This is a genomic window from Saccharothrix sp. CB00851 (genome assembly GCF_001905065.1).
Taxonomy (GTDB): domain Bacteria; phylum Actinomycetota; class Actinomycetes; order Mycobacteriales; family Pseudonocardiaceae; genus Actinosynnema.
In genome coordinates this window covers 189,731-202,331 of the sequence record NZ_LWLC01000064.1, presented here as the reverse complement: position 1 = coordinate 202,331, position 12,601 = coordinate 189,731, and the positions used below count along the sequence as shown (strand labels likewise).

10 protein-coding genes are annotated in these 12,601 nt (G+C 71.9%); 7 read left to right on the top strand and 3 right to left on the bottom strand.

The window, feature by feature from the left end; translation table 11 throughout:
• The first annotated feature begins 174 nt into the window (after positions 1-174).
• A complete protein-coding gene (locus A6A25_RS39400) occupies positions 175-519 on the top strand; it encodes a DUF742 domain-containing protein (protein ID WP_073899241.1) in 345 nt (114 codons plus the stop codon).
• Here A6A25_RS39400 and A6A25_RS39395 read toward each other — a convergent pair.
• From A6A25_RS39395 to A6A25_RS39385, 3 genes are all read right to left on the bottom strand, one after another.
• On the bottom strand, positions 472-1,380 hold the full coding sequence (locus tag A6A25_RS39395) for an NAD(P)-dependent oxidoreductase (protein WP_073899399.1): 909 nt from the start codon (positions 1,378-1,380) through the stop codon (positions 472-474). The two genes, A6A25_RS39400 and A6A25_RS39395, sit on opposite strands and share 48 nt — an antisense overlap.
• A gap of 160 nt (positions 1,381-1,540) precedes the next feature.
• Positions 1,541-2,272 carry an anti-sigma factor family protein gene (locus A6A25_RS39390; protein WP_073899239.1) on the bottom strand — a complete coding sequence of 244 codons (732 nt, stop codon included), beginning with the start codon at positions 2,270-2,272 and terminating at the stop codon, positions 1,541-1,543.
• Between the two features lie 4 nt (positions 2,273-2,276).
• A complete protein-coding gene (locus A6A25_RS39385) occupies positions 2,277-2,840 on the bottom strand; it encodes a sigma-70 family RNA polymerase sigma factor (protein ID WP_083669030.1) in 564 nt (187 codons plus the stop codon).
• A gap of 169 nt (positions 2,841-3,009) precedes the next feature.
• On the opposite strand from A6A25_RS39385, the gene A6A25_RS39380 reads away from it, so the two are divergent.
• The 6 genes from A6A25_RS39380 (at position 3,010) to A6A25_RS39355 (ending at position 12,598) form a co-directional block, all read left to right on the top strand.
• Positions 3,010-3,594 (top strand): hypothetical protein, encoded by a 585-nt coding sequence (locus A6A25_RS39380; RefSeq protein ID WP_158073903.1) that lies wholly within the window; start codon positions 3,010-3,012, stop codon positions 3,592-3,594.
• A 12-nt stretch (positions 3,595-3,606) separates the two neighbouring features.
• Complete coding sequence (locus A6A25_RS39375) at positions 3,607-4,359, top strand: DUF4142 domain-containing protein (protein WP_073899235.1); 753 nt, start codon at positions 3,607-3,609, stop codon at positions 4,357-4,359.
• 167 nt (positions 4,360-4,526) lie between these two features.
• Positions 4,527-5,366, top strand: coding sequence for a ferredoxin (locus tag A6A25_RS39370; RefSeq protein ID WP_143193708.1), 840 nt, complete (start codon positions 4,527-4,529; stop codon positions 5,364-5,366).
• On the top strand, positions 5,363-7,063 hold the full coding sequence (locus A6A25_RS39365; protein ID WP_073899233.1) for an FAD-dependent oxidoreductase: 1,701 nt from the start codon (positions 5,363-5,365) through the stop codon (positions 7,061-7,063). The genes A6A25_RS39370 and A6A25_RS39365 overlap by 4 nt, the downstream gene beginning before the upstream one ends.
• A 196-nt stretch (positions 7,064-7,259) precedes the next feature.
• Positions 7,260-7,982 carry a D-Ala-D-Ala carboxypeptidase family metallohydrolase gene (locus tag A6A25_RS39360; protein ID WP_198933028.1) on the top strand — a complete coding sequence of 241 codons (723 nt, stop codon included), beginning with the start codon at positions 7,260-7,262 and terminating at the stop codon, positions 7,980-7,982.
• A 206-nt stretch (positions 7,983-8,188) separates the two neighbouring features.
• Positions 8,189-12,598 (top strand): serine/threonine-protein kinase, encoded by a 4,410-nt coding sequence (locus A6A25_RS39355; RefSeq protein WP_073899231.1) that lies wholly within the window; start codon positions 8,189-8,191, stop codon positions 12,596-12,598.
• Positions 12,599-12,601: the final 3 nt, after the last annotated feature.

Sequence of the window (12,601 nt, the reverse complement as noted above, 5' to 3'; positions counted from 1 at the left end):
TGGTTGCGCACAGCGCGAACACCGGCTGGAAGCGACCGGGCACGGACCGTCGCGGCGACACGCCAACTCTCCCACATGGCGGGAAAATCGAGACAGAGGCGCTGATCACTCGTAGGGTCTACCGGCGTCAGCGACCCTGACCACGCGTGACCAAGATCAACTTGAGGAGCTGGTGTGTCGACCCTTCGGGTGCGCCCCTACACCAGAACCGGCGGGCGTACGCGCTCCGCGACCACGTTGGCCATCGAGACCATCGTGACGACGAACGAAAAGGCGGCGAGAGACGCCCTCACGTCGACCGCGGAACACCGCATCATCAGCGACCTGTGCCGGAATCCGCATTCCGTCGCGGAAGTCGCGGCCACGCTGCGGTTGCCGCTCGGCGTCGTGCGCGTTTTGTTGGCCGACATGTCCGACCTGAGCCTGATCAACGTGCACGAGGATCGCGCGATCGACGAGAAGGGCCGTCCGTCACTGGAGCTGATGGAACGCGTCCTGATGGGGCTGCGCCGAATCTGAGCGCTCCCGCAAGGCGTGCACGACCGCGGCCATGTCCTCCTTGCCGTGCCCCAGTTCCACCGTGCGGGTGAACAGGGCCAGGCAGGCGTCCAGCAGCGGTGAGGCGACCCCGGCGGCACGGGCGGCCTCGGCGATCAGCTGGTTGTTCCTGAGCACGTCGAGGGCCGCGGCTTGGGCGTCGAAGTCGTCGGTCAGGAGCTTCGCGGTCTTGGCGCGGGAGACCTTGCTCGACATCGGGCCCTTGTCGAGGACTTCGACGAGCGTGCCGAGATCCAGGTCGTGGCGTTCGGCGAAGTGGAACGCCTCCGCGAGGCCGGTGGTCATGGTGATCAGGAACAGGTTGACGGCCAGCTTCATCAGCAGGGCCTCGGGCACCTGGCCGCAGACCACGACGTCGGCGCACATCGGCGCGATCACCTCGCGCACCCGTGCCACGTCCTCGGGGTCACCCGCCAGCATGCCGACCAGCTCACCGGCCTCGGCCGGCCCGCGCGAGCCGGAGACGGGCGCCTCGACGTACTTGCCGCCCGCGGCCCGGATGTCGGCCCCGAGATCGCGCGAGTAGCCCGGCGGAGTCGTGCCCATGTGCACGACCGTGCGACCTCCGACGTGCTCCGCGAAGCGGTCCGTGCCGCGATCGAGGACCGCGTCGATCGCGCCCTCGTTGGCAAGCATGAGAATCACGACCTCAGCAGCGACGAAGACCTCAGCCGGTGACGCGGCAACCTCCGCCCCCGCCTCCCGCAACGGCTCCACCCGGTGCGGCGACCGATTCCACACCACGAGCGACCGACCGGACCGGGCCAGGTTGAGCGCCATCGGCTGCCCCATGATCCCGAGCCCGACGAATCCGACCTTCACCGCGACCTCCTCCACACGACGGCACAACACCGCCTCCCCCGCAATTCAACGCCGTGTCGCTACCGCTGTCTCGACCGGTGGCCGTCCCGCGTCGCGAGCGTTCAACTCAGGCGTTCCGAACGTAGGACACGCCCGTTCTGAACGTAGGACACGCGCGGGGTCAGGAGGTGGGGAGACGGAGCAGGGTGGCGCCTTCCTCGGTGTCGCGCACGACGAACTCCGTGATGTCGTGCCAGCGCAACCCCACCGAGGCCTGCAACGTCACCGGGTCCTTGGCCGGACCGGGAGAGGTGACCAGCCACGAGCCGATGACCATCGCCTCACCCGTGCGCGACTTCGCCACCAACTCGCACCGGGCAGGCCCCTTGACACCCTTCACCTCGACCTGCAACGACGTACCCCACGGCTCGGGGCTGGCCGCGAGCCGGGCGGACACGCCGGTCACGGGATCGGTGCGGCTGAGAGTGCCCGACGCATCCGGCGCACCCTTCGCCACGTTGGACTGCTCCGGCACCGACTGCGTGGTCGAGGCGGCGACCGGGTCGGACGGTGCGGCGACGTTCACCGACACGACCGCGGTCAGCACGACGAGCAACGTCGCGGCGGCGGCGGCCAGCAGTGCGACGTCGCGGCGCTTGCGCGCCCTGGATTCCGAGACCGAGTCGAGCATCGCGCGCACCGAACGGCCGTCGGGCCGCTCCCCCGCGTTGGCGCGCAGCATGCCGTTGGCGTCGGCCTCGTCGAGCAGGTCGGGCAGTTGGGCGAAATCCCGCAGGTCGAGCGCACATCGACGGCACTGGGCGAGGTGGTTCTCGAACGCGTCGACCTCGTCCTCATCGAGGACACCGAGGACGTACGCCGCCACGTCGACGTGGTTCGGCTGCGAAGTCACCTGGTCAGCCCCGATCCTGCAACGCACGCCGCAGGGCGCGGAGCGCGTAGTACACCCTGGACTTCACCGTGCCGGGCGGTACCCCGAGCACCGCCGCGGCCTCCCCGACGGTCCGATCCCTCAAGTACGTCTCGAGAATAGCCTCCCGGTGTTCCTCCGTCAGTCCGTTCATCGCTTCGGCTACGACTATGGCCGCCAGCGTGCGGTCCGCTTCGTCCCGCTGCGGGGCCTCGTCGGACGGCGTCAACTCCGACTCCTGCGGTCGGACGCTCCGCTTGCGACGGTCGTCGATGACCAGCCGCCGGGCCACGGTGAACAGCCAGGAGCGCAGCAGGACGGGGTCCCGCTCCAGCTTCTCGGCGTTGCGCCACGCCCGCACGAGCGTCTCCTGGACGATGTCCTCTGCCCACTGCCGGTCGCTGCCCGTCAGCCGCATGGCATGCCCGAGCAGCGCACTGCCGAACTCCTGGTAGAGCCTGCGGATCAGCTCGTCTTCCAGGCTCACGTCCGGCCAGGTGTGATCTCTATGGGGGGAAGTGCTGCGTCTGTGCCGCGCCACGCCGAGCATCCAAGCGCGCCGGGGGCTGCCGCGTCGAGGGTTTGACCGCAAAAAAAGTCGTTGATTCGTTCGTGAACCGTCACCGCATCGTGTCCGTACTCCCCCGTATCCGCTTCAAAGGCACGGACCGTCCGCTAGTCCTTTCGGCGGACCCGCCGGCAGGAGAAAGGACCCGATGATGCGCAGTCGACGTACCCGGAGGGCGTTGCTACCGGTTTCGGCCGCAGCGGCGTTGGTGCTGGTCAGCGCCTGTGGCGCGGTCGGGATCGACAACGCTGCGAGCCAGGACCCGGCGAACGGCGCCGGTTCCGGTTCCGGTTCGACGACTCTCCAACAACCGCCGGAATTCGGCAAGGAGCCGCACCAGATGCTCTCGGCCACCGAGTCGAGGCAGGTCGGCTGGTTCGTGGCGGACGCGGGCGGTTTCGCGCTGTACCGCTACGACAAGGACACCGCGAGGCCGCCGAAGTCCACTTGCGACGGCGAGTGCCTGAAGACGTGGCCGCCGGTGCTGGTGAGCGACCACACCATGACCTCCGGTGTGGACCCGACGCTCGTGGGCTCGGTGGCCCGCGCGGACGGCAGGAAGCAGGTCACGCTGGCCGGTTGGCCGCTGTACCGGTACGCGGGCGACAAGAAAGCCGGCGACCTCACCGGCCAGGGCAAGGGCGGCACGTGGTTCGCGGTGACGCCCGAGGGCAAGAAGGCGCAGGCGAACGACGGCGCGGCGCCCGGCCAACCGTCCACCGGCGACGGCTACTAGGACGAGAAACCCATGTCAGCCAAGCGTTTCACGGCCGCTGTGCTCGCGCTGAGCCTGCTGGTGCTGCCCGCGCTGCCCGGTGTCGCGCACGCCGACGACCCGCCCGGTGCGGGGCCGGTGGAGCAGACGCCGCTGGGCCCGATCACCGCGCAGGACAAGGACCTGCTGGTCAAGGTGCGACTGGCGGGCCTGTGGGAGATGCCCATGGGCGAGGAGGCGCAGACCCGTGCGGCCAGCACCCGGGTCAAGGAGGTCGGCTCGCAGCTGGCCAGTGACCACACGTTCCTCGACGAACGGGTGGTGCGGCTGGCGTCCCAGATGGGTGTGGCGCTGCCGGACGAGGCCAACGCCGACCAGCAGTCGTGGATGGCGGAGATGCGGGCGCGCACCGGTGCGGCGTTCGACGACTCGTTCGCCAACCGGCTGCGCGCCGCGCACGGCTCGATCTTCCCGGCCATCGCCACCGTCCGGGCCACCACCCGCAACGAGGCGATCCGGCAGTTCGCCCAGGTGTGCAACCAGATCGTGCTCAAGCACATGACCTTGTTGGAGAGCACCAACATGGTCACCGACATGGGCTTGGCCAAGCCGGTGCGCGCCGGTGTGGCGCCCGCGGCGGCGGTCAGCAGCGACCCGGTGCGCGCCTCGGCGCAGACACCTTCCGGCGGCCCGAGCCCTCTCGCCGTTCTCCTCATGTGCCTGGTGGGCGCGGTGGTGACGATCGCGATCCTGCGCCTGCTGCGGCCCCGTGCCGACGTCAAGTGAAAGGAGGTGGTGGACGGAGCCGAAACCACAGCGTCTCCCATCACGGGAACTTCCACACCCTCGCACCCGTCCGGCAGGTCGTGACCACTCCTGCGCGGCCCGCCGGGCGGGTCGACACCCTCCCACCGCCTGCGAGTTCTCTCCCGCCATCTCGGAGGTAAAGACCAGTGCTCACCCAGGTTCCGCTGCTGATCGCCCAGGCGATCGGCGGCGACCACGACGCCGGAGTGCGCCACGTGGCGCAGATCTCGGCGCGCCTGGCCTACGCGACGATGTGCGCCACCCTGTGCTGGGGCGTGCTGATCGCCACGGGCTGGGCCAACAAGATCTCCGGCAGACAGGGGTTGCGCAACAGCCACATGGTGCTGGCGACGATGGCCCTGACGTTCGGGTCGCTGCACGCGTTCGCGTTCACCCTGTTGCAGCTCGGCGCTTTCTCGTACTTGAAGCTCCTGGTCCCGTTCTACGACGGTGGCCTGTTCCGGCACGCCCTGGGGATCCTCGGCCTGGAGATCATGCTGACCATCGCGATCACCGCGGGTCTGCGCAAGAAGGTCTACTACCGCAAGTGGCTGCGGCTGCACCAGCTGGCCTACGTCGCGGTCACCGTCACCGTGGTGCACTCGTGGTTCGGCGCCATCGCGAACGGCACCCTGGCCGTGCTGTGGTTGGCGGGCCTGACGATCCTGGTGCCCACGGCGACCATCGCCATCGCCCGCTTCCTGCCGCCGGACTGGCTGGTGAAGCTGGGCATGCTGGAACCGGAGCCCGGGTTCGAGCCCGAGCCCGACGGCGCGGGCGGCAGCGCGTTGGACATCAGCGTCGACAACGAGCGCTGCCACCGCTACGGCATCTGCCAGGCCGAGGCGCCGGGGCTGTTCCAGCTGGTCGACGACGAGCGCCTGCGGTACGAGCGCAGGCCGCCGCCCGAGCAGTTCGCCCAGGCACGGGCCGCCGCGCGGGCGTGCCCGATGCGCGCGATCGAGCTGCGGGAGCGTGTCCGGTGAAGAACGAGGAACGCGTGGTCATCGCGGGCGGCGGGCTGGCCGGTCTGCGCGCGGGTGAACGGTTGCGGGAGCTGGGTTTCCGCGGCGAGATCGTCATCGTGGGCGCGGAGCGGCACCTGCCCTACCACCGGCCTGCGCTGTCGAAGGAGGCCGTCAACGGCGAGCTGGTCGCGTCGGACCTGCGGCTGACCATCAGCCGTGAATTGGACGCGGTGTGGCGGCTCGGCACGGCGGCGACCCACCTGGAGCCGGACCGGCACGTGGTGGGCCTGCCCGGTGGCGAGGAGCTGCGCTACGACGGGTTGATCATCGCGACCGGTGTCGAACCGCGCCACCTCGCGGGCGCGCCGCGCCAGGACCCGCGCATCCACGTGCTGCGGACCGTGGACGACGCGATCGCGATCAAACGGGCGATCAATTCCACGCAGGGCCTGGTCGTGGTCGTCGGCGGCGGGCTCATCGGCTGCGAGATGGCCGCGTCGGTGAAGACGATGGGTCGTGACGTGGCCATCGTGAGCCGGTCGTCGGCGTTGCTGGGCAGCGCGGTCGGCAAGAACATCGCCGACACGGTCACCGAGGCGCACCGGGTGCGCGGTGTCCGGATGGCGATGGGCGTGAAGATCCGGCACTGGGTGCGGCAGGCGGGCGGGGTGGCGATCCACCTCTCCGACGGGCAGGTGTTCTTCGCCGCGGTCGTGGTGATCGCGGTGGGCGCCTCGCCGTCGGTCGCCTGGCTGCGCGGGTCGGGGCTGGTGCTGGAGGACGGCGTGCTGTGCGACCCCACGTGCCACGTGGTCGGCGGGTCCGACATCGTGGCCGCGGGTGATGTCGCGCGGTGGCCGAACCTCCGGTTCGGAGGGCAACCGCGTCGGGTGGAGCACTGGCTCAACGCGGTGGAAATGGGGCGGGCGGCCGCGGAGAACCTGTTGGCGGGCAGGGAGGACTCGCGGCCGTTCACTCCAGTGCCGAGGTTCTGGACCGAGCAGTACGGGATGCGCATCCAGGGGTCCGGCCTGCCCGCGACGGGCAAGGACACGACGACGTTGGCCGGCTCGCAGAAGGACCACCGGACCATCACCGGGTTCATCAGCGACGGGCGGTTGGTCGGGATGGTCGGGCTGGACGCGCCGACCGCGATGATCAAGCTGTCGACGGAGCTGTGGCGGCAGAACCGGGTGACCGCGAGCGGCCCACGACGCCGACCGCCGCAGCACGTGCCACAGCCGACCGCGGCTCAGGACGCCCCGCGATCGGTGGCACCGGCACCGGTCACGGGGGCATCGGTCGCACCCGTGGCACCCGCACCGGTCACCGGGGCATCGGTCGCACCCGTGGCACCCGCACCGGTCGCGGCGGCACCGGGTCGGCCGCAGGAGTCCGTGCGGTTCGAGGCGCCGCGCAACCGATCCGCACCGACGCGGTCCGAGCAGTCCCAGCGGTTCCAGGCCGTGCGGTCCGAGGCGTTGCGACTGGAGAACGCGCTGCTGCGGGAGGCGGCGACCCGGAACGGGTCCGTGCGCTCCGAGCCCGGCCCCGCCCGCACGCAGTTCTCGGATCCCGTCGAACTGCCCAGCGTGCCGCGTCAACAGCAGGAGTCCCAACCACTGCCCTTACCGCCGTCGCACGCACCGGTCGTGCGGTCACGTGGACAAGGCCGGTCGTTGGCACGCACCGGACCGAGGGCCAGACCCCGTTGAGACGCGGCTTCGCGGCCCCGAAGGCGCGCACGCGCCGACCTGGGCACGTCGTGGTGAGGTACAGGCAGCGCTCGACGCCCAGCCGTTCACAAACTGTTCGTGTGGTGTGAAATATTCAGACAACCGGGACAGATTGACGCAAGTTTACCTCTCCGACAGGCTCCAGCCACGTCCCCAACCCGGTCTGGAGGTCCCTGTGCTCCGACTAGTCTCATACCTGGCGTCACTGGCGCTCGTCGCCGTCGTCCTCGTCGCCGGTGGCGGCACGGCGCAAGCCGACGGCTGCTACACGTGGAACCGAACCCTGTCCCAAGGCGCGTCCGGCACGGACGTGCGGCAGTTGCAGATCCGACTGGCCGGCTACCCCGGCTACGGCGCCGTGCTCGGCCTCGACGGCTCCTTCGGGCCCGCGACGCGGTCCGCTCTCGTGCGCTTCCAGCAGGCTTACGGCCTGGCGGCGGACGGGGTCGCGGGTCCCGCCACGTACTCGAAGCTCTACGCGCTCCAGGACGACGACTGCACGCCCATCAACTTCTCCTACGCGGAGTTGAACAACTGCAACTCCGACTGGTCGGGTGGCAAGGTCTCGGCGGCGACAGCGCGGTTCAACGCGCTGGTGTCGATGTGGAAGCTGCAGGCGATGCGGCACGCGCTGGGTGACCAGCCGATCCGGGTCACCAGCGGCTTCCGCAGCATCGCGTGCAACAACGCGGTCGGCGGCGCGTCCGACTCTCGGCACCTGTACGGCGACGGGGTCGACCTGGGCGCCGGTTCGCACACGTTGTGCCGCATGGCGCAGCAGGCCCGCAACCACGGCTTCAACGGCATCCTCGGCCCGGGCTACCCGGGTCACAACGACCACACCCACGTCGACCACCGGAGCAGCCGCTTCTGGTCGGCGCCGTCCTGCGGCATCTGACCGGTCCGCCAGGGCAGTCATCCGGCAGTCCGCGGGTCCACCCCTCTCCCCGCGGCGCCGTCGGCGCGGGTCCCGCAGGAACTACCCCTTCACGGCGGGATCGGCTGAAGGAACCGAAGGCCGCGCGTGGGCTGCCACAGCCCACCCGCGGCCTTCGGCGCGCCCACCGGCGTTAAGGTTTCGGGCGGGCGAGGTGAGGGGGCGCAATGGGGGCGCGGTCCGGCTTAGCGGAGTTCGGCCGGTACGAGATCCGGGAACTGCTCGGACAAGGCGGCATGGGCGTGGTGCACCGCGCCTACGACACGGTCAACGACCGGGTCGTCGCGCTGAAGCGCCTCTCCGCCTCCGCCACCGACCACGAGTACCGCGCCCGGTTCCAGCGCGAGTCGCGCATCGCCGCCGCGCTGCGCCACCCGAACGTCGTCCCGGTCAACGACTTCGGTGAGGTCGACGGCCACCTCTTCCTCGACATGATGCTGGTCGAGGGCACGGACCTGCGCCGCGCGCTGGGCGCCGGCGAAGTGGACCCGGTGCGGGCGTTCGGGATCCTCGCGCAGGTCGCCGCCGCGCTGGACGCCGCCCACGAGCGCGGCCTGGTCCACCGGGACGTGAAGCCGTCCAACATCCTGGTCACCGCCGACGACCACGCCTACCTGGCCGACTTCGGCATCGCCCGGGAGACCTCGCCCGAGGCCACCGCGCTGACCCGGTCCGGCGACCTGGTCGGCTCGTGGGACTACCTGGCACCGGAACGGCTGTCCGGCGGCGCGGTCGACGGGCGCGCGGACCAGTACTCGTTGGCGTGCGTGCTGTTCGAGTGCCTGACCGGTCGCCTGCCGCACGCGGCGACCGACCCGGCGGCGAAGGTCGCCGCCCACCTCCTGCAGCCACCGCCCGCGCCCTCGGTGTTCAGCCCGACCGTCACGCCCGCGCTGGACGCCGTGGTCTTGCGCGGCCTGGCCAAGGACCCGGCGCGGCGGTTCGAGTCGGCGGCGGCGCTGATCACGGCGGCGAGGGAGGCCGCGTTCGCCGGTGACACCGCACTCGCCGCGCGGCCGACGTCACCGGCTCCGGGTGACGACCAGGGTCGCCTGGTGCGCGCGATCCTGCGTTCCGCCAACCGGCCGCGCACCTCCCGCCCGCACGCGTCCGCCACGCCGTACCCGGGCCTGAGCGGGTTCGAGCGGGACGACGCCGATCTCTTCCACGGTCGCGCGGATGTCGTCACGGAGCTGCTGGTCCGGTTGGCCGAGCAGGTGCGCGGCGGTGAGCCGGTGGTGCTGGTCGGCGCGTCCGGCGCGGGCAAGTCGTCCGTGCTGAAGGCCGGTCTGCTGCCCGCGCTGGCCGGTGAGGCCGACGAGACGTGGCCGCAGGTCGTGCTGACGCCCGGCGTGGACCCGGTCGGCAACCTGGCCGCCGCGATGGCCGCGCACACGCCGATGGGCGCGGCGGAGTGGGCGCGGTTGGTCTGGGAGTCGCCGCTGCGGTTCGGCGAGGCGTGCGCGGGCACCACGCGGCCGGTGATCGTGGTCGACCAGTTCGAGGAGGTGTTCAACGCGCCGGAGGCGGACCGGTTGGCGTTCACCACCGCGTTGACCGCCGCACGGCCCGCGATGGTGGTGCTGGCCGTCCGGGCGGACTTGGTGGACCGGTGCATCGAGCTGGCGCCGCTGCGGCCCGCGCTGGCCGCGCCCGTGCTGCTGGGACCGCTGGACGCGACCGGGCTGCGGCAGGCGATCGTCAGCCCGGCCAAGGACTTCGGCGTCGATGTGGAACCGGGCCTCGCGGAGCGGATGATCGCCGACCTGGGTGTGCGCGGCGAGATCGGCTACGACCCCGGCGCGCTGCCCCGGTTGGCGCACGCGCTGCGCGAGACGTGGCTGCACCGCGACGGCCCGGTGCTGACGCTGGCCGCCTACCGCCGGGCGGGCGGCATCGACGGCGCGGTGTCGCGCACCGCCGAGGAGATCTACTCGGCGCTGGACCCGGCCGGGCGGCACGCGTTGCGGTCGACCCTGCTGCGGCTGGTGGCGGTGCTCGACGACGGCGCGGTGGTGCGGCGGCGGGTCGACCCGGCCGAGTTCGCGCCGCAGCGGCACGTGCTGGACCGGCTGATCGCGGCACGGCTGGTGACCGTGGACGGCTCGGGCGCGCGGCTGAGCCACGAAGCGCTGTTCACCGCGTGGCCGCGCCTGCGCGACTGGATCGAGGAGGACCGGGCCGGGCTGGTGCAGCACCGCCGGTTCACCGACTCGGTCCGGGCGTGGGCCGAGTCCGGGCAGCACGACGACGACCTGTACCGGGGCGTGCGGTTGACGGCGCTGACCGCGTGGCTGGACTCGGCGCGCGACCGGGTGCGGTTGCAGCCGGTGGAGCAGGAGTTCCTGGCCCGGTCGACGGCCGCCGAGCACGCGGGCCAGGTGGCGGCGCGCAAGCGCACGAACCGGTTGCGCGGCCTGGTGGTGGCGTTGAGCCTGCTGCTGGTGGTCGCGTCGGTGGCGGTCGTGGTGGCGACGCGGCTGCAGCAGTCGGCGCGGGCCGAACGCGACCGGGCGGACGTCGGCAAGCAGCAGAACCTGTCGCGCCAACTGGCGGCGGAAGCGGCGTTGGCCCGGTCGGTGGACCCGCGGCGGGCGGCGCTGGCCGCGTTCGGCGCGTGGCGGGCGAGCCCGACCGTCGAGGGTCGCAGCGCGCTGCTGGCCGCGGGCACCGACGCGTACCGCGGCCGCATGACGGGTCACGCGGGCGCGATCAACTCGCTCGCGGTGAGCGACGACGGCACGGTCGCCGCGTCCGGCGGCCGGGACGGCACGCTGCGGCTGTGGGACGTGCCCTCGCGGCGTGAGCTGGCCGTGCTGGACGACCAGGGCGGCTGGTACCGCACGGTGTCGATGAGCTCCGACGGCAGGCTGCTCGCCGCGGCCGACCCGGACACCACGAAGGTCGAGCTGTGGGACGTGCCCGCGCGCAAGCGGCTGTTCACCGTGCCGGGCCGGGCGGTCGACACGGTGCTCTCGCCGGACGGCGGCACGCTCGTCGCCTACACCGACCGCGGAGTGGTGGTGTGGGAGACGAAGGGTTTCACCGAACGGGCGGTGTTCGCGGCGGCGCCGTCGATCCGGATGGCGTTCCTGCCCGATCCCGGGCTGGTCGCGCTGACCAACGGCAACGACGTCGCCGTGCACCGGGCGTCCGACGGCGCCGTGGTCGCGAACCTGACCGGGCACACCGCCGAGGTGAACTCGCTGGCGTTCGCGCCGGGCGGCGGGCTGCTGGCGAGCGCGGGCATGGACTCGACGGTCCGGTTGTGGGACACCGCCACGTGGACCACGCGCAAGGTGCTGAGCGCGCCCGAGGTGGGACTGAGCTCGGTCGCGTTCACGCCGTCCGGCGCGGGCGTGGTCGCGGGCGCGGTGGGTGCGAACGTCTACACGTGGGACGGTGAAACCGGTGAGCTGCTGTCGCTGTACGCGTCGGGCTCGGTGACCACGTTCGGCCTGGCGATGCCCGCCGACGGCCGCACGCTGCTCAGCTCCGACTCCACCGGCGTGATCGCGGTGTGGTCGTACCTGCGGTCGACGCTGGGCAAGCGCGACTCGGTCGTGCTGGGCACGGCGTTCCAGCCCGGCGGGACGCTGCTGGCCACGACGAGCGGCAACGGGGTGGTGCGGCTGTGGGACCCCGGGACCGCGAAGGTGGTGCGGGAGATGGCGGGCCACACCGACGACGTCTACGACGTGGCGTTCAGCCCGGACGGGACCGAGCTGGTCACCGTGGGCGAGGACGGCCTGGTCGTGGTGTGGAAGGCGGACACGGGCGCCGAGGCGCGCCGGTTCTCCCGGCCCGGCACGGAGTTCACCGCGGTGCGGTTCAGCCCGGACGGCAGGACGATCGCGGTGGCCGGCCGCACGCCCACCGGTTCGGGCCACGACCGCGACGAGGTGCTGCTGCTCGACGTCGCCGACCTGGAGGTCACCGTCCGCCGGGCGACGAACGAGGAGCCGCGCAACACGCAGGTCAACCGGGTGGAGCCGAACTACCCGACGGCGATCTCGTTCAGCCCGGACGGCCGCACCCTCGCGGTCACCCTGGCGGCGGGCAAGATCGGGCTGTGGGATCTGGTGGACCCCGGCGCCGAGTGGACGATCCTGCCCGGCCACGACAGCGTCGCGATCGACGCCGAGTTCAGCCCGGACGGCGCGGTGCTGGCCACGGGAGGCGGTGACCGGCTGGTGAAGCTGTGGCGGATCAAGGACGGCGTCGAGATCGGCACGCTCACCGGCAACGACGCGCCGGTGCGCCGGGTGGCGTGGAGCCCGGACGGCCGGACCCTGGCCACCGCGAGCCAGGACACCGTGGTGCGGCTGTGGGAGGTCGACGGTGCCCGGCAGCTGGCGCGGCTGGACCGGCACGACGCCGAGCTGAACGACGTGGCGTTCGACCAGACCGGTGAGCGGATCGCGTCGGCGAGCGCGGACGGCACGACCCGGGTCTGGAACCTCGTGCCGGACCGCGCGGTCGAGGTGCTGTGCGGGTGGCTCGACCGGGGGTCGCTGGCCGAGGAGTGGCGTGCGCTGGGGCCGGACCGGGGCGACCCGCCCGGCTGCCCGGAGTAGCGC